This window comes from Thermococcus sp. 4557 (assembly GCF_000221185.1).
Lineage (GTDB): Archaea > Methanobacteriota_B > Thermococci > Thermococcales > Thermococcaceae > Thermococcus.
Map to the genome: position 1 here is coordinate 1,478,556 of NC_015865.1, position 17,726 is coordinate 1,496,281.

The 17,726-nt window shown below is 48.1% G+C and carries 15 protein-coding genes and 1 tRNA gene; 6 read left to right on the forward strand and 10 right to left on the reverse strand.

Annotated features, from left to right (window positions below):
* Positions 1–15 precede the first annotated feature (15 nt).
* Together GQS_RS07765 and GQS_RS07770 are read right to left on the reverse strand one after the other, a co-directional pair.
* Positions 16–3,834 carry an Eco57I restriction-modification methylase domain-containing protein gene (locus tag GQS_RS07765; protein WP_014013134.1) on the reverse strand — a complete coding sequence of 1,273 codons (3,819 nt, stop codon included), beginning with the start codon at positions 3,832–3,834 and terminating at the stop codon, positions 16–18.
* The gene (locus GQS_RS07770) at positions 3,831–7,298 is read right to left on the reverse strand and encodes a helicase-related protein (protein ID WP_014013135.1); all 3,468 of its coding nucleotides are present in this window, start codon (positions 7,296–7,298) and stop codon (positions 3,831–3,833) included. Before GQS_RS07770 ends, GQS_RS07765 begins: the two co-directional genes overlap by 4 nt.
* A 292-nt stretch (positions 7,299–7,590) precedes the next feature.
* On the opposite strand from GQS_RS07770, the gene GQS_RS07775 reads away from it, so the two are divergent.
* The 3 genes from GQS_RS07775 (at position 7,591) to GQS_RS07785 (ending at position 10,535) form a co-directional block, all read left to right on the forward strand.
* Positions 7,591–9,543, forward strand: coding sequence for a hypothetical protein (locus GQS_RS07775; RefSeq protein ID WP_014013136.1), 1,953 nt, complete (start codon positions 7,591–7,593; stop codon positions 9,541–9,543).
* Positions 9,544–9,639: 96 nt separating this feature from the next.
* Positions 9,640–10,167 carry a cob(I)yrinic acid a,c-diamide adenosyltransferase gene (cobO, locus tag GQS_RS07780; protein ID WP_014013137.1) on the forward strand — a complete coding sequence of 176 codons (528 nt, stop codon included), beginning with the start codon at positions 9,640–9,642 and terminating at the stop codon, positions 10,165–10,167.
* 116 nt (positions 10,168–10,283) lie between these two features.
* Positions 10,284–10,535 carry a UPF0147 family protein gene (locus tag GQS_RS07785; RefSeq protein WP_014013138.1) on the forward strand — a complete coding sequence of 84 codons (252 nt, stop codon included), beginning with the start codon at positions 10,284–10,286 and terminating at the stop codon, positions 10,533–10,535.
* Positions 10,536–10,595: 60 nt separating this feature from the next.
* Here the strand turns inward: GQS_RS07785 and GQS_RS07790 are convergent, their stop codons facing one another.
* From GQS_RS07790 to GQS_RS07805, 4 genes are read right to left on the reverse strand one after another with little or no spacing between them, the layout of a single operon-like run.
* On the reverse strand, positions 10,596–11,156 hold the full coding sequence (locus GQS_RS07790; protein ID WP_014013139.1) for an aldolase: 561 nt from the start codon (positions 11,154–11,156) through the stop codon (positions 10,596–10,598).
* A 9-nt stretch (positions 11,157–11,165) separates the two neighbouring features.
* Positions 11,166–11,414, reverse strand: coding sequence for a type II toxin-antitoxin system HicA family toxin (locus tag GQS_RS07795; RefSeq protein WP_048056552.1), 249 nt, complete (start codon positions 11,412–11,414; stop codon positions 11,166–11,168).
* Positions 11,392–11,616: a HicB family protein gene (locus GQS_RS11070; protein WP_014013141.1), complete on the reverse strand. Its 225-nt coding sequence runs from the start codon at positions 11,614–11,616 to the stop codon at positions 11,392–11,394. Before GQS_RS11070 ends, GQS_RS07795 begins: the two co-directional genes overlap by 23 nt.
* A gap of 38 nt (positions 11,617–11,654) precedes the next feature.
* Positions 11,655–12,233: a membrane protein gene (locus GQS_RS07805; RefSeq protein WP_014013142.1), complete on the reverse strand. Its 579-nt coding sequence runs from the start codon at positions 12,231–12,233 to the stop codon at positions 11,655–11,657.
* Positions 12,234–12,303: 70 nt separating this feature from the next.
* Between GQS_RS07805 and GQS_RS07810 the strand changes: the two genes are divergently transcribed.
* Both GQS_RS07810 and GQS_RS07815 read left to right on the forward strand, forming a co-directional pair.
* A tRNA-Tyr gene (locus GQS_RS07810) sits at positions 12,304–12,381 on the forward strand.
* Between the two features lie 158 nt (positions 12,382–12,539).
* Positions 12,540–12,983: a Tfx family DNA-binding protein gene (locus tag GQS_RS07815; RefSeq protein WP_014013143.1), complete on the forward strand. Its 444-nt coding sequence runs from the start codon at positions 12,540–12,542 to the stop codon at positions 12,981–12,983.
* Here the strand turns inward: GQS_RS07815 and GQS_RS07820 are convergent.
* Positions 12,945–13,619 (reverse strand): CidB/LrgB family autolysis modulator, encoded by a 675-nt coding sequence (locus GQS_RS07820; RefSeq protein ID WP_014013144.1) that lies wholly within the window; start codon positions 13,617–13,619, stop codon positions 12,945–12,947. The genes GQS_RS07815 and GQS_RS07820 overlap by 39 nt on opposite strands.
* Positions 13,616–13,963, reverse strand: coding sequence for a CidA/LrgA family protein (locus tag GQS_RS07825; RefSeq protein ID WP_014013145.1), 348 nt, complete (start codon positions 13,961–13,963; stop codon positions 13,616–13,618). The genes GQS_RS07820 and GQS_RS07825 overlap by 4 nt, the downstream gene beginning before the upstream one ends.
* A gap of 89 nt (positions 13,964–14,052) precedes the next feature.
* Between GQS_RS07825 and GQS_RS07830 the strand changes: the two genes are divergently transcribed.
* Positions 14,053–15,519 (forward strand): DUF2139 domain-containing protein, encoded by a 1,467-nt coding sequence (locus tag GQS_RS07830; protein WP_014013146.1) that lies wholly within the window; start codon positions 14,053–14,055, stop codon positions 15,517–15,519.
* A gap of 36 nt (positions 15,520–15,555) precedes the next feature.
* On the opposite strand, the gene GQS_RS07835 is transcribed toward GQS_RS07830, so the two are convergent.
* Complete coding sequence (locus GQS_RS07835; protein ID WP_014013147.1) at positions 15,556–15,858, reverse strand: DUF3213 domain-containing protein; 303 nt, start codon at positions 15,856–15,858, stop codon at positions 15,556–15,558.
* Between the two features lie 10 nt (positions 15,859–15,868).
* Positions 15,869–17,644, reverse strand: coding sequence for a tetraether lipid synthase Tes (tes, locus tag GQS_RS07840; RefSeq protein ID WP_014013148.1), 1,776 nt, complete (start codon positions 17,642–17,644; stop codon positions 15,869–15,871).
* Between the last annotated feature and the right edge of the window lie 82 nt (positions 17,645–17,726).

Sequence of the window (17,726 nt, forward strand, 5' to 3'; positions counted from 1 at the left end):
AATCGCCGGATAGCACTAAAAACCGTTCTCAATTCTCTTCACCCATTCGTGGGATTTTATTTTCTCGATCCAACTCACTATTTCCTTGTCCTCTTTGAGACGCTTGTAGACCTTTTCAATTGTTTTCATATTCTCTTTTTCTAACTCCATAAGTTCTTTTTCTTCGCTAACTGTCAGTTGTCCCTCGATTTGCTTTTTCCAGTAAAGTTCGGCCCACCGATCATAGTTTATTGCTTTTAGATGCTTTGAGACTGCTTGTAGAAGATACTCTTCTGGTTGAGGGTATAAGCCGTCTTGGTAGAATTTTTCCTTGAAGTAGAGTTCGTAGATTAGAGAATCGCACAATTTCTTCAATAAGGTTCCTTCTACCGGAACTGTTTGTTGTGGTTTCTTATATGATACTTGGAAATAGAAATTTAGATATGTAGCCAATATTGTGAAAACACCACTATCCTTTGGATGTCTAATTGGGATGCGTGATATTGTCGAGTCTCTTATTGTTATATCTCGGATACTATAATTCAATATGTATCTCTTGACAACATAATTACACAACTTGGAATTAAGCAGGATCTGATAATAGAAGAAGTATTCGGCCTTTAATGGGATCAATAGTATAGCAGTTCCGTCCGTAATAAACCCAGTAGGTTTAATCGCAACTTCGAGGACGTTCTTCTTTAATGACTCTAAATCCGTTCCAAAGAAATATGGGGTTATAAGCAGTTGCTTTTCGTATTCGGAATCGATATAATTGAAAGTTGGGCTTACAATTCTGTGAGTGTCTTTATCTAGTTTCAAAAGGTATGGGTCTATCACTTTTGCTGAAATGCATCTTATGCCTTGCCCTTGTATGTAATCAGCCTTACGTGGACGCCCTTGTATGGCCTTAATACCCCCAAATTGAATATCACTGAGTGATAATATGTAATCATATACCTCATCATAATATAGGGGGAAATATCCTAATTCTTGTGCTTTATACTTTTCAAAAATCCACTCTCCGTTTATTTTGCGACTTATGCACCTCACGGGATAATTTCTGTTTAGTTTTTGCTTCACGTAGAAGATTGTGGCCATCTCCAAATTAGCACCACTAAACGGAAATCCTTCATCTACAATTTCATATACTCGCACTTCATTAAGTAGAGCACTTCTTATTTTGGCAAATTCTGGAATTCTCTCTATGGAATTTGGTAGAATCATACCAAACCGTCCGTTTTCGCGTATAAGACTATAAGACCTTTCTACAAATATAGTGGCTGCATTTTTTGATCCTTTGCGGGCCTTATCTCTCTTAAATGTTTTCCACCTGTATCCTGGATCGAAACTGATAATTTTTAGCTCTATATCATCTAAGATATTCCCATATGGCGGGTTTCCAATCACCACATCAAACCCGGGACTTTCCCTCAAGAACACCTCTGGGAACTCCCAAGGCCAGTGGAAGGAGCCTACCTTTGAGAGGTCGTCCAAGAGCTCCTTAAGCTGATCGCTTGTTATCTTGCTCTTCTTGCCTCCTTTTTCTCTCAAAATTTTAACTAGACTTTCCGCAAACTCATGGTTGAGGTTATCGTTTACTGCACCTGTCATCTCCTCAAGCAGTCTGATTATTTCCTGTGCATACTTGGTGTCCAGTGATACGAGTAGTATTTCAGCTAACCTGCTCTTTAGCCTTAGGAAGCGTCTCATGAGATCCTCGGTAAGCTGGGTGTTCAAATTTACCTTCAGTTTTTTCAGTTCGTCGTCTATACTCCGGTCCTGTGTTGGGTTGAGTTTCTCCTCGATAGATTCTATGTACTCTTTTGTATCTGCACTCAGAGATAGGTTGACCCTGGAAGGGCCCTTCCCAGAGGAACGTTTGTTGAAAGTAAGCCATCTATCCAGTTTGTTCTTCTCCTCCTTTGTTAGGAGGGTCTGGAGTTCCTCAATCGTGGTGAATCCTATCAAACTGTTTCCGGGCCGTATATTGAAGTGAACATTGGGGAACCTGATGTAGACGCCGCTTGGATCGAAGCTCTCTGCCAGCGTCAGGAAGAGCCTTGCCCTCGCTAGGCTGACGGCTCTTGGATCAATGTCGACTCCATAGATGTTACGGGAGATTATCACATAAAACATAATCTTCAAGTTGAATTCGTCGCCTGCTCTAAGTTTTGTTATGGGAATATTAACGAGCCCTCCTTTTTTATCGGCTGTAGTTATGGTGAACTTCGACTCGTCAAAGCTATAGTCAAGGACCGCATTTCGTATCTGTTTGTATATGTCAACTAGTACTTCAATGGCGCTCTCAAGAAAATGGCCGCTGCCAACCGCTGGGTCCAGTATCTTTAGATTCCTCAGTTCGTTGAAGAGGAACTCATACTGCTTTTCTTTTAAGTCTCTGTTAGTTTTTTCTAGTTCCTCATTGAAGAACTCATCCAGTGTCTGGTACTCCGTCTTGAACTCATGGTTTAGTTTATCCACTAGGTAGGGTTTTATGGTGTTCTCTGCAATGTACTTGGTTATCTCTTCGGGCGTGTAATACGCCCCCTGGCCCTTTCTGGCTTCAGGATCAAGGAGCTTCTCGAATATTGCTCCAATAACGTATCTATCGATCTCTCCCTCGACACCTTCTACAGTCCAATCCCTACTTTCAAAAATAGCCAGAACGGGTACACCTCCCTCGTTTAGCTCCTCCTGGAGCATACTCTCCAGGAGATTTTTGTTTCCCCTACTCCTCATGGGATTGACCGTTATCAGATAATTCAGTCCCTGTTTTATGCCGTCTTCCGTGAAAAAGTAAAAGACTTTGTTTGGTATCCTAACCTGTTCGATTTTTTCAAGGGAGGTCAGGAAGGGCGCTGGGCCGGTTATGAAAACTCTTCCGAGGTCAGGACACTCTGCGAACGCTCCATCATCTCCTAATTTGCAGTCTTCAACGTTGCCCATCATGACATTAAACAGCCTCTTGAGGAATTCGAAGTAGGAATACTCCCCTTGGTCTTTCACTTCGAGGAACTTTTTAATGAGGTATGGCTGTTCATTCCCTTCAGGAAGGAATCCCTTTGACTGGAGATACCAGACGATCAAGAGTTGGAGCATGAGCTCGTCGACAAATTGACGTTTTTCTGTATCGTCGGTTATTCCTTGGAGTTCTCGGTACATATAATCCCGTGCAAGCTTAAAGAGCTGGAAGAACTCCTCTATGATATCCCTTCTATCGAATATCTCTTGCCACACCTTGGGGAAGTAATTCTTTGCCACAGACTTGTCAGCTAGCTTATCTATCGAGACGACAACGTACTTCTCTGGTCTGCTAAGTGAACGGGCCAAATTCTTGAGTTTCTCCTGAAATGCCTTTGAGATTTTGTCCGGAGATTTTACGAGGGTGTCAATGGTCTGTGTGGCGGAGGGCCCTATGAATGTTAGTCCCCTCTCTGAAAAAACGATGGCGTACTGAGGCCGTCCCGGCAAGCTAGTTCTTCTTAGCTCTTCCTTAGAAAGTAGTCTAATACTTTCTATAAGCTCCCTGTAGTCCTCATCTGGATCAACAAGCCCTATGGTTTCACGATTTAAGATGGTCTTAAGGTAACTCACACAGTCTCTGTAACTGTCTTCACAATTCTTTATGATAAGTATTCTATCCCTGTCTTCAACTGGGTCTATATCCAGAGACCTCAGTCGGAACCACACTTCATCTCCGGGGGGTATGTCCTTCTCGCTATATTTTCTGTACCACGTCTGCCAGACTATTTTAACATTATCAAGTTCTGGATACCCCAAGTCATTGAGTTTCTCTTTGAGAGTCTTGTAGTTGAGGAAGTCTTTCCATACAATTTCATGGTTCCTTCTCATCATGTCCACCACCCAATTAACTTGTATGAAACATTTTTGTCAGTAATATTTGAGTGGAAACGGTCAAAATACTCTATGATTCCATTCACAAGTTTGGGAAAATCCGCCAGGACGAGTTTTTTGCCCCTTGTTTTGAGCCCCCCAGTTCTTAGCAGGTGCTCCTTTAGTTCTTTAATCTCTGATGTGGACAGTTCGGCCATTGAAAGATACGTTTTGGCTAGCTTAATTCTCTCAGGAGTCACATCTTTTGTCAATATTGCTTGGACGGTGTGTTGTTCAAGGGTTCTGTAAATCTCCGCGATAAATCCTTTGAGTGGGGATCCTTTTGAATGCCTGGCGAGTAGGGTGTTCTTAGAGTATCTATGGAGTGCGTTCAACTGCTCTTCAAGGGTTAACAAGTTAGGGGGTTTAAGGGTGCCGGGTTCATGCCACAATTGTTTTAGTGCAGTACACCCCATTTCTGACACTCCCTTTTCATCTACGACTAGAACTTTTTTCCCGGTTACCCTTTTCCCTTGATGTATCTCAACAACCCCGAACAGTTTCTTGGTATTCAAAAATGTATACAATGGACGATTGAAGTGAAGAAGGTCTTTTATTTCCTCGAAATCCTTTTTAGTAAGCCCCAATTCGTTCTGAATGTAATCCAGCAGTTCAAACTCCTCAACTACATCCTTGGGCATGCCTCCTTTTATCAACTTGAATTCCTCTGACTGAGACGTCTCTTCCAGTTGACTCAGGCTAAGTTCGGCTAAGCTCTTCAATTTCTCTCCAAAAGTTTCTAGGCTTACATCTTCATCCGAGCTTAATATCTGGAACTCTTTTCCCACAAGTATCGTTATGTCCTTTATCTTTTCCTTCAACTTGGAAAGGACGCCGAGGGTTATCTCTATCTCCTCAGCAGGGAAGAAGTTTTTCACTATGACTTCTTTTTCATTGCCAATGCGACTGACTCTTCCTACTCTTTGAACGATTATCATTGGATTCCATGGGAGGTCATAGTTAATGACAGCATCAGCGTCTTGTAGGTTTACCCCCTCGCTGAGGGAATCAGTGGAGATCAGGATTTCTATCTCCCCATATTTTTCAGCAACATCCCTGCTATTGTTTGCAATTGGGGCGAAGCGTTTTATTATGTGCTCCTTCTGCTCGACATCTAGTTCCCCGGTGACTAAACCGATTTTTAGTTTGTTACCTTCTTGTATCAGGTACTGTAAAACTGCCTGATGGGGTATCCATTGTTTTAGGGCGGCGTGAAGATACTTTGCAGTGTCCTTGTACTGGGTGAAGATTATGTACTTCCTTCTCAGGAATTCGGTCTTAATTATTTCTTTAAGGCGTTCAAGTTTTGGATCGTAATAACTGTATATTGGGACCTTCTCTGTTTCGTCAGTTAGATATCCTAATTCCTCTGGCTCGTTTGAACTAGCCTTTCTTACCTTAACCTCCTCGAGCTTTGAGAGGATATCCCCCATCACAGTTATATCTGACTTTATCTTAGTGGATACCGTGGTTATCCCCATAATAAGGGCCTGTTCTAAATGCTTTTTGTGAATGTAATGAAGAAGTTCCTCAGTGGTTTTGAACTCTGGAAGCTGAATTTGGACACCCTTTTCTATAAATTTTGATAGTATCATGAGTTTTGTGTTGTATGTTTCGGCCTCTCCTCCAAGCTCCCCTAGTAGAGATGACTCCACATCTTTCTTTCCGAGCACACTGAGGAGTTCTTCACCAAGGGATAGAACGTACCTATCAAACTCTACACGATTAGTTTTGGCGACCTTTAATTTGGGAATATATCTTTTGAGAGTAGTGTAAATAGAGCGATTCTTGTCATACATCTTGTTCAGAGTTCTCTCAAAAGCGAAAATGCTGCTCTCTATTCTTTTTGCCAGCAAGAGCTTTAATATTGATGATAGGGATACCTTGATGAACTCCTCCTCTGCTTGTGCAGGGGTAGTTTCCTCAGGAGTGCTCCCAAGGACTATGTATCCGCTGGTATAAAGATTGACGTACTCGAATTCAAGTTTCTCAAAATATTCTGGGAGCACTCTAATGAATTCCCAATACCTCTTGTACGGACCACCTGATATCTCTTTGTATGTTACTCTCTCTGGTTTTGGATCTTGGAAAATCAGCTTTCTCTCACCGATTTTTATCTTTCCATCTTTTCCAAACGTCTGTAGAATGTATTTCCTTGTCCTAAGGATCATTGTGTTGTCTAGGACTTCTTCTTTTATCTTTTGGGCAATTCTTTGTAATTGAGCTTCATATTTCAGTGGGTCTTCTTTCCATTTTTTCTTGGCTTCACGGAATTCCATGAATAGCTGCGTAATATCGATTCCTTTCGATTTGAATGCTGAGAAAAAGTCGTCAGAAAACACTTTTATTAGGTTATATATGTCCCAGATTGTATTGTTTAATGGTGTCGCAGTGAGCAGTATGAACTTGTTTTGATATGGGATAGACTTGTCTTTAAATCGCAACATCCGAGCGTTTTTCCAGCGCTTGGTGGCACGGTTTCTCAACCGATGGGCTTCATCTATCAGGATAAGATCATAGTCGTAGTTGAGCCCCATGCTTATAATCTCTTCTTGAGAATACGTGCTGAATTTGTCCATTGACAGAAAGGCTATTTCTCCCAATTCTCCCTTCGTTTTGTGAAATATAATATACCTCTGAAATCTGGCTGAATCAGAGGGTATGTGCTTTAGATAAAATCCCTCGCTTCTAGAGAAAAAGTATTCTCCACTAGTAAAGAGATACTCCCACTGGGGGATGAGGGAGGGTGGTAATATCAACAAGGCTTTTCTTTCCTTTTTAATTCCAAAGCGGTTTGGATCCCAATTGGGAAGTTTGCCTCTCAGATATTCTTCGATGATAGTTGCTCCAATAAAGCTTTTTCCCAAACCTACAGAATCGGCTATTATGACTCCATTAAATTCGGAAATAATCCTGATGGCGTTTATTACACCTATTAGTTGGAATTCAGCTAAGACTTCCTTTTTCTCCACGGGTTCTATCATGCCATCAAACCATTTCCATACAAGAATCTTGAATAGCTGTTTGGGGGTCACGAACTTTCCAAAGTTTAGACCTATCCGCCTTCCTGCTTCTATTAATTCCAGGATTTCTTCTTGTATATCCTCGCTTTCCTCCCAGAGTTCCTCGAACCATCTGTCAAGTTCTTTTATGGTCTCAACGTCTCGAAGCATGAGGTTTAATTCTTTGTTTTTAGACAACCCTGCGCTTGTTAGGTTGGACGAACCCACTATAGCTGCGGGTCCATCGTCTTCATTGAAGAGATATAGCTTGGAATGGAGCCTTCCTCGAGTATAGGCTCGGATTTTTATAATCTCTTCTTTTAGCAGATTATAAAGGTTCTCGACAGTGTCTGAACGTGAGTGCCTAGAAATCTCCTCTAAGAATTTTAATTTAAATTCATCTTTTGAAATGATAGTGTCCACATCAAGGGAATTACCAATCACCAACTTTAAAAAATCCTGCTGGGCTGTTGGGGGTATTCCCTCATCAATAAGATCCCATCCACTAAGATAAAAGTAGCCAACAGCGAATTTAGCGTTTTGACTTTTCAGTAGTTCTTTCTCAATGTACTCGGATAATGGTTTTTTTGTATTGTCTATAACTTCTATTTTACCGGTAATATTTCCTCACCACCGAATACTTCTATGGCCATTACGTATTTATATTCTTTTGGTTGTTGAAAATATTGCTCTATTCATCAGGGAGGTGGTTGTAGTGATTAGGATCAATGATACGATGGTTACAAAATTGTTGGCTGGAGACTGTGAGAATATATCTGGAGTTATGGTGGAAGGTGGGGAACTTAAAGTATCTGGTGAGTTTGAAGAATCATTTGATATCAGATTGTCTGATCCACATCTTGATATTCGTGAAATATTTATTGAAGCCAACATTGATGAAGATAAAGATTCAATTGTTAGCATGTCACATATTTCACTGAAGAAATTTTCTGTAACTAAATTGCACTATGGCTCTACAGAGAAGAGATTTAGGGTTAACATAACGAACATTAGCACTCTTAATAGTGTGAGTTTGTATAATATCAATGTTCCCATAGTTTTCAATGTTGAGAATGCGGATATCGGTAAATTTTCTTTAGAACAGATGATATTAGATTATATCAAGATGGACAACTTTAATGTGAGTTCCATTATCTTAGAGCACATAACAGGAGTTGGAACTGAACGGAGAATTGAACTACTAGGGGTGAGGACTGTACTTAATAAAGGGGATCGAACAACAAAAATAGAGTTTAAAGATCTTAAGAACATCTCAGCTATTGTTTTAAAAGGTAGGAAAACACACGGACGGAATATCACTCCGGCATTTGAAACCCTGAATATTATTGATGTGGACGCAAAAAGCATTACTGTTAGTGGTTTTCATATTAAGGAATTCCATATAGAATGTAATGAGTCCCCGATAGACAAACTAATTTTGACTGACGTAGAAGTGGATACATTGTACATAACTAAAAATGCCGTAAAAACTCTTGTTATAGAGAACAGCAGAATTGGCAAGTTATTTATTAACTCCGAGGAGATTGAGAGCATCTCCCTTAGGAACATCGATATTGCGTTAGGAAATAGTAACAGTAGAAATGACAAAAATATCCTTTTGGATCTAAAGGACGCATATGTTGAACTAAAACCTTATCAAAATGAAATGAGAATTGGTATGTTTAGCATGGATTCAAAGTTAGAAATCGATTCCCTCCAATGCAAAGGGGATTTGATATTTCGACCTAGAAAGAACTTTAGTGAGGTTGTTTTGACTAACTTGCGGGCACATAATATCCGACTCTCTAGGCCTGAAGATGCCGTTGACACCCCATATATCAGACGGCTTAAAATACAAGGAGATTTGTACTCTGGAAATACTACTGAGATACTGGGAGACATGGAAGTAGAAAATCTGAATATTGGGGAGTTGGTTATTTTCAATGTTGAGGTAGGGAATCTACGGTTTGTTGGATCTAACCACAATTCAATTTTTGAAAAGTTTCTAATGAAAAAGGTGAATATACGGGACAACTTTGAGATTATAAACTATGACATCTGCCCGAAAAATAACTCCAATAAAGGGTTTGAAGCATCGAAAGTATACGCCGGTGGGGATATAGTATTGAAAACAAAGAACAAGATTGGTTTATCGGATACCACTCCTGCATGGATACGAACGAGTATATATGGGCTGGCTAGACGTAACTATGATGCAAATGGGAATCCTGAAAAGGCCGACAAATATTTTGTTTTGGAAATGCGATCTAGACGAGAGAACAACAGAAAAAAGTCCAGGAACTCAGATTCTATTTGGAAGAAAATAACCGGGGAATTGGCATACTGGGGAGAGAGAATTTTCATTGACACATTCTCTGAATATGGAACAAACTGGAAACGTACTTTTGCCCTTTGGTTTGTGATGTGGCTCCTAGGATCCATCATATATGCGGTATATGATCTCTTAGGACTTCTTTCTAGTGTACCCGTGCACAGTATACTTGGGTATATGTATATTAGCATCTCAGCGTTGGTAACTTCGGATCCGTATGTGGAGTTTTCCAGTGCCCTTGCTACTTGGACATATGCCCTTGAGATGGGCCTTGGCATCTACATCTGGACTCAGCTACTTGCTTTGTTCTCTCGTCAATTTATGAGGGGTACCTAATTTGGCTCCTTTGTTTTTGTTTATTTTTAGTGCATCCAATGTCGGTCCAACACCCTTTAAAACCCCTGGCAATTATATCCACCTCGGTGAACCCACATGCCCTGGAAAGACAAGCTCGGTCTTGTTCACATCTACACCGGCAACGGGAAGGGAAAGACAACTGCCGCCTTCGGCCTGGCCGTTAGGATGCTCGGCTCCGGCGGGAGGGTGATAATCCTCCAGTTCATGAAGGCGCCGGACGTTTACGGCGAGCAGAAGAAGATAGCGGAGTGCGGCGCGGTCATAGAGTCCTTCGGCCTGCCCAAGTTCGTCCACGGGGAGCCCGAGCCCGACGACATAGAAGCTGCAAAGAGAGCGCTGGAGCGCGCGAAGGAGGTCGTCTCGAGCGGTGAATGGGACCTTGTAATCCTCGACGAAATCTGCGTTGCCCTCGGCTTCAAAATGCTCGACGTTGAGGAGGTCAAGGCGCTCATCAGGAGCAAAGCCCCGCACACCGAACTCGTCCTGACCGGCCGTTACTGCCCGGAGGAGCTTTTCGAGCTGGCCGACTACGTAACGGAGATGAGGGAGGTTAAGCATCCCTACCAGAGGGGGATTCTCGCGAGGAGGGGCGTTGAGTTCTGAGTCGGCCCTTTCTCCTCCCCCGATTTCGACGTTGACCGAAAAGCTTTTTAGTTAGGAAAGCTTAAGATAATCCGGGAAGGTTTTAGTAACAATTCTTTAGAAAAGGGGGTGATAGAATGAGCGAGCTCATCGGCCAGATCGTGCAGGTTCTCAAGGAGCAGGTCGTTCAGGATACCGTTGTTCCCCGGAACATAAGGCGCGCCGCCGAGCAGGCCATCGAGGCCCTCCTGGACGAGAGCAAGGAGCCGGCCGTTAGGGCCGCCGATGCCATAGCGATCCTCGAGGAGATAAGCGAGGACCCGAACATGCCGATGCACACGAGGACGATCATCTGGGAAGTCCTCGGTGCCCTTGAGCAGGTCAAGTGAGCGTTTTTCTTTTCCCGCTCATTTCCCTGCGTTTTCTGGAGGAATAAAGGACCTGGGGGCTCACACTTTTCTGCCCATGTACCAGAGCTTCGCGCTCTCCTCAACGAGTTCGGCCTTGTAGAACGCCTCCCTTAGGGTCTTCCCCACGGTCACTATGCCGTGCCTGGCCATTATCGCCGCGTCCGAGTCCTGGAGGGCCTCCGAGGTGACCTCCGCCAGCTCTTCCGTCCCGGCGGGCCTGAAAGGTGCTATCGGGATTCTCTTCAGGTAAATCTCGGCCTCGGGGGTTATTATCGGCAGCTCACCCTCCACCAGCGTCGAGGCGGCGATGGAGTACGGCGGGTGCAGATGGGCTATTGCTCTGACGTCGGGCCTCGTTCTGTAAACAGCGAGGTGGAGCCTGTACTCCGACGACGGCCTCACCCCGGAGACCTGCCTTCCGCTCATGTCGATTACGGCGACCTGCTCTGCTGTCATGTCGTCCATGACGGCTCCGGTGGCCTTGATGAACACGAGGTTTCCCCTCCTGATGCTCAGGTTTCCGCCGAAGGCGGCCGTGAGTCCCCTCTCGTGGGCCAGCCTGGAGTACTTCACCAGCTGGGTTTTGATTGTCCGGCTCATGGTTTCACCTCAAAGCTTTTTGAGAATTTCAATCAATTCCTCACGGGGAATTCCGTTCCAGAGAGAAACTTTGTTGAGGATGTCGTTGAGGGTTCCCTTGGCTATTTCCTCATGATACGGAACCGTTATCTTATGTGTTCCCAGCGGAGTTCTTTTCTCAAGTCTGACGTGGCTTCCACGCTGTCTTACAACGGTATATCCAAGCCTTTTGAGAAGTTTTATCAACTTCTCTCCGCTAACCACTGGCAGTTTGCTCAACTCTGGACACCTCAAACTCCGAGAGTGTCATGACAATTATCTTCTCCCCTCTCTCGATATCCTCCTCGAAATGAAGCTCTACAGCCTCCTGGAGGTTCTCCATCAGCTCATCTAGGGTTTTCCCCTGAGTGAAAATGTCCTCGTTAATCCCCTTGGCACACCAGTACTCCCCATCGAAATACACGTCAAACTTTACTATCATCGCACTTCCCCTGGGAATGGTTCTTCTTCTCTTGGTACTTAACCTTTTACCCTCACTCCGTAGCCGCAGTCCCGGCAGTAGGCTTTCTCCCCCTTCCAGGCGAGCTCTCCGCCGCATATCGGGCAGGTGTGGGGGTCGCCCTCGCTCTTCCAGCGCTCGTAGGTCTCGCGGTCTATGACGAGGAAGAGCCCCTCCTTATCCTCCTCGAAGTGACCGAGAACGGGGTTGCTCTCCGGCTCGAGGGTCTTCTCGTCTATGATTATCGGTTCTATCCCGATGTTGCCCTCGTACTCGAGGTCGTTGGCGGGCAGTATCTCCACGACGAAGGCACCCAGCTCCCTGTCCCTGTACGCTATGACCTCGAGGGCGTCGCTCAGCTCCCCACTGGATGATATGACATCGATGACGACGTTCTCTCCGCGCGGGAACGCGAGGGTGACCAGGAACTTTGTCCTGTATACAGCCATCCCCCTGTCGAGGCAGCTCTCCTCGAGGCCGAACTCCCTCATGACCTCCCTGATTTCGTCTCCCTCTGGAAGACGGCCCTTCTCCAGTATAAGCTCGCCGATCCTCTTCGCGAGGGGCATCGCGAGCGTGACCGGTTCGTACAGCTTCATGCTCCCACCCCCACTAAATCAGGAGAAAAATTTATAAACCTACCCGGGGCACTATGGAACGGGCAGAGGTCCCGCGGTAGCCTAGCCTGGGAGCGGCGGCGGACTGTAGATCCGCAGGTCCCCGGTTCAAATCCGGGCCGCGGGACCACCAGAAACCTTCCTCTGTTCTGAAAGTTCTGAACTGCGACGTTCTCCCGGTTGCATGATTCTGAGGGGTAGTCTTTGGCGTATTCAACGTATCCTGTGCGAGGGGGCATCGAGAAAAACTTTTAACCTTTGGCGTGTTGTTAAACTCTGGTGTTTAAAATGGGGAAGGGGAGCTTTCTAACCGAGCAGCAGATTAAAATTCTCAGGCTCCGCGCCAGGGGCCTCAAACAGAGCGAGATAGCCGAGATGCTCGGAACGAGCCGGGCCAACATAAGCATCCTTGAGAGGCGCGCCCTTGACAAGATCGAGAAGGCCAGAAACACCCTCCTGATCTGGGAGCAGATAAACTCCAAGATAAGCGTCGACGTGAGGAAGGGGGAGGACATCTTCAACGTCCCGGAGAGGCTCTTCCTGAAGGCCGACGAGCTGAAGGTAAAGGTGCCGTACAGCACGGCGGAGATAATCGCCTTCCTCGTGGAGCACGCCCCGATAAGCGACAGGATAGCGAAGCGCGACTTCCCGCTCTTCCTTGACGCCAAGGACAGGCTCAGGATAAGCGAGTGCCTACTTGAGGACTTCGATAAGGTAGGGAAGCAGGAGTGACGTGAAGACGCCGTTCAGGGCCATTGCCAAACCGCTCACCGCCCCCGCGAGCTCATCGTCCAGTATTATCCTCGCGGTTCCGAGGCCGTGGGAGCTCACACCCGTCGCCAAACCTCTGGCTATTCTGTCCCTAACCTTGATAAGGCCGAGCAGCTCCGGGGCGAAGGCGTTGCCGAGGAGCCCCGTGAGTATCACGAGAACCGCGGTTAAGGCTGGAATGCCGCCTATCTTCTCGCTTATGCCGATCGCTATGGCGGTGGTAACGCTCTTCGGGGCTATGCTCAGGAGAACTTCCTCGCTACCGCCCAGGAGTTTGGCGATGTAGAACGCGCTCAGGATTGCAACCGTCCCACCGACGGCTACTCCGAGCGCTATCTCCCTCGCGTAGGCCTTTATGGTCTCCCTGCCCTTGTAAACCGGAACGGCCAGGCTCACCACCGCCGGCCCGAGAATGAACTTGAGTATAACCGCGCTATCCATGTAGCTCCCGTAGGGGATTCCGAACCACTTGAGAACCGCCGCTATCGTGATTATGGATAGGAGAACCGGGTTCGTGTAGAAAGCTCTCTTTCTGGAGTGGAGCTCCGAGAACAGGTAGAAGATAACGAGGGTGAGAGTTATCCCGAGCGGGTTCATTCCTCACCCCTCCTGAGGAACTCGACGGTCTTCGCCGTTACGACAAGCGTAATCAGGAAGCTCAGAACCAGGGCGACGAATATCGGTATCACCTGGCTCTTTATCAGGCCGAGGTAGGTCACTATCCCGACGCCGGGAGGGATGAACATGACGCTCATGTTCCTGACGAACAGCTCGGCCTCGCCCTCCACCCACTCCAGTTTGATGAGGCCCGCGAGCAGGGAACCCAGGAGAAAGAGCATTCCCAGAACGCTCCCCGGAATCGTCAGGTTGAGGGCAAAGCTCGTGAATTCACCCAGCGCGTAGAAGCCGAATATTATCGCCAGTCCGCGGTAGGGCCTCATGCTTCATTCTAGGATGTATCCATATAAAAGCGTCCCGGGTGATGCGAAAGGCCAATAAGCCCCTATCGCGTAACACCATCGGTGATATCATGCTCATGAGGAACTACCGTTTTCCGGGTCGCTACGGTCCAGAGTGGGGCAGCGGGGGAATATTCGGGCTGAAATACCACAACGGGACGCTCTACTTCACCCTCGCCTTTGAGGCTGAGGCGCACTTCATCGACGTGAAGGGCGGCGAGGAAAAGGTTTATGACTTCACCCTCCTCGGAGACGCCCCGACGAGCGGCGGCGACACCTACAACGCGGTCGAGACCGTTGACGAGTTCATCTACTTCGGCGGCTGGGTTCATGCCCCGGCCGTTTACAGGGAGGAGGGGAGGATACTCTTCCACAACAAGTACTCCCACGTCCACGTCTACGACACCGAGGAGGGAACGGTAAAGCTCCTCTGGAAGGATTCGATTCACCATGAAACGGACTGGGCCGGAGAGGTGAGCGATATACTCTACGACCCGTACGGCGACAGGCTTCTCCTCGCCAGGGAGGACGGGCACGCAAACCTTGGCGTCTACGCCCTCGACAGGAGAACCGGGAAGGCCGAGGCGCTGATTCACGAGCCGGCCCCCAAGGGAACCACGGTTCACGATGCCGCCTTTTTTGGCGTTGGGAACAACTTCACCGGCGGTCTGAGGGAGTTCAGGGCCCTCGACCTTGTGGAGGGGAGATGGGAGACCTTCAAGCCCGGCGGAAGCACCGACGGGCGGCCGTACATAAGGCCCGAGCTCGGGGCCATGGCCTCGGCGTACAACAGGGCCTTCGCCTTCGTCAGGGGCGGTGTTCTGGCAGGAAATCCCTTCATGGGGGAGGAGTTCAGGTTCTTCAGGCTCTTCGACTTCTACACCTTCTACGCTCCATTCAGGGTGAACGCGATAAACGTCGGTGGTGGCATTCTGACGGCATTCAACGCGCACCACGACGCGGTTTACAGGCCGGGCTCCCAGGATGCCGGAATCGAGTGGGCCGCCACCAACACCGTCGTCGGGCCGAGCGTTCTTCTCTACATCGCCCCGCCGATGGTCAGGATAGTCGGGGCATTCGGCGCCAGGGTTACGAGCATCGAGAAGATGAACGGGAAGCTCCTCGTTGCCACCAACACCGCCCCCAACACGGGCGCGACCGAGGCGACGCCCTTCGACACGGGGACCCGGGACATTGTGGTTCTCGACGAGAGGATAATTCAGGAGAGGCCGCCGGCGGTGAGCTTTTCCCTCCCGCTCGCGCTTCCGAGTGCCGCAAAGGGCCTTGGCGCGGGAACCTTCGGCGGAATCCCCCTGGATGGCTACCGCGAGCCGAGGGTGGTTCTCTACCTGAGCAACGACAACAGGCTGACGGTCTACGAGTACGACCTCTCGCTCCCCGGGGGAGAGGCCGTTGCCGAAACCTTCGACGTCAGGGCCGGCAAGAACATCCTTGACCTGAGTTCGTTCAGCGGCATCGTGGGCTTCGAGCTGGAGAAAGGGGATATGAAAGGAAGGGCCAGGATAGAACTGATCTGAGTTCCACCTCTTTTTTTAAAATTAGAATAGAGGGCTTCATGCCCTCCCCATCACGTTGTTCCATGAGTAGCTGGACTCGACGAGCTCCTCCACGGTGAGCCTCTTGATGGCGGTTATCTCTGGCTCGAAGTCCCTCAGCTTTTCAAGCACTTCGTCCTTTGAGATGGTCTCCTCGTCGAAGACCACGAAGCCGCTCCGGGCGTAGCCGTTGATGAAGGCCCTCCATACCCGTCCGTCCTTGAGGAGCTCGTACTGCCTGGCGCGGGCCTCGTCGGGGGTTATCCTGCCGAACCTGAGGTCGATCCGGGTGAGGTTCTTGTTGTAAATCCTCCCGCTCATCTCCACCACCTCACTTCCTGCTTTCCGTGACTCCGAAGTAGTCCTCTATGTCGATGTAGGTCTTCCTGTAAAGCTCGCTGTTCTTCATCTGCTCAACGAACTCCTTCGTCCTGATGTATTTGTCCTTCATGTAGTCCCAGTCGGGGTGCATTGCCTTCCACTCCTCCCAGGTGTAGCTGAACTGGGCCTGCACCTTGTCCCTGTAGAGCTCCGGAATCACGTTGAATGTACAGAAGGGCACTATCCTTCCGTCCGGCATGGCGTAGTGGATGACGCAGCGCTCAACCCTCTCGACGTCGTAGTTGTACTCGTCCATGAAGTGCATCATTCCGAGGAAGAGCGCGTTCTGGTGGAACTTTCCGAGGGCATCGTAGTTGCCGTACATGAATGCGTTCTTTATGAGTTCAAGAACCTTAAGATCCTTCGGGGCATACTTCTCGTCGTAGAACGAGCGGAACTTCATGAATATTTCAGCACCAAGCTTGAGCTTCTTGAGCCTTCCAAGCGTCTTCCACTGCTCTATCTCCTCGGCCTTCTCCTCGAGGTACTCGACGAAGCCCTCAACGTCGATGAAGCGCGGAATCGGAACGACACGCTTGTTGGTCCTGTCAAGGAAGACGTAAGTTGCCGCACCGCAGGCGAAGTGGCTGGTCATGTAATAGCGTGAACCCGTGAATGCTTCGAAGAAGCGTGCTATGTGCCCCGCTATGGGTATCGGGTACCAGTCGTCTTTGGCAATGACTCCGTTGGTCTGCTCCTCTATGCGCTTTATCGCTCCCGGAATCGTTATCCTAAAGCGCTGGCGCTCCTTCTTGGGAACCCTGCCGACCTGTGAGATGGGCTGGAAGTTCACACCGCGAACGATGTCGAGGTGGTTGAGACCAAAGTTTATAATCGCGCCGAGCTCGTGGTCGTTGACGTTCCTTATCGTGGTCGGCACGAGGACTATGCCCGGACCGCCGGCCTTCCTGACGTTCTCGAAGATGAGCGGAATCTCCCAGTGGTTCTTCCAGTTGCTCTGGGGAGTCATGCCGTCGTAGCTCAGGTAGAGGGTGTTGGTTCCGGCCTCGCGGATTTTCTCCACGAGTTCAGGTTCAAAGGCGAGCTTTATTCCGTCGGTGTTGAGCTGGACGTGGTCGTAGCCCTCTTCCTTCGCGATTTTGATAATCTCAATCAGGTCGTCGCGGAGGGTCGGCTCACCGCCCGTGAACTGGACGGCGTTGGTTCCAATCGGGTACTCCTTCTTGGCGTTGCGGAGCATCATGCGTATCTGCTCTAAGGTTGGCTCGTAAATCGGCTGGCCCTCCTTGGCGTAGAAGAAGCAGTACCAGCAGCTCAGGTTGCAGCGGTTGGTCAGGACGATGTTGAGTAGATTCGTATGCGAGCGGTGTCTGGAACACATTCCACAGTCAAGGGGGCAGTTGACACCGGTGTTCTCGACGTTCGTGCTCATAAGCTTGAAATCGTACTTCCACCTCTGGAAGCGGTAGTACTGATCAACGCTCTCGTAATAAACGTCGGTTATCATACCTTCGGGACAGCGCTTGGTTATCCAAACCTTCCCATCGTTCTCCCAAACGAGGGCTGGAACGACACGCCTCGTCTCTGGGCAGAGGGAATACGTCCTGTGGGGCAACGGGCCACCATAAACCCTGCTTGCCTTCTTGAGCATGCGCTCAAACTCTTCCTCATTTATCTCGGGGAATTCGATGATATCCCTTATTCTGCGGGTTGATTCGGCGAACTCTTTTTCGCCGCTTGGGACTTCACCAACACTTTCAGCCATGGGTTTCACCCCTGTGTTTGACTTTGCTATGTCTGCTTATTCATCCAATCGGAGGGTATAAAAGCTTTTGCGTAAATATGCA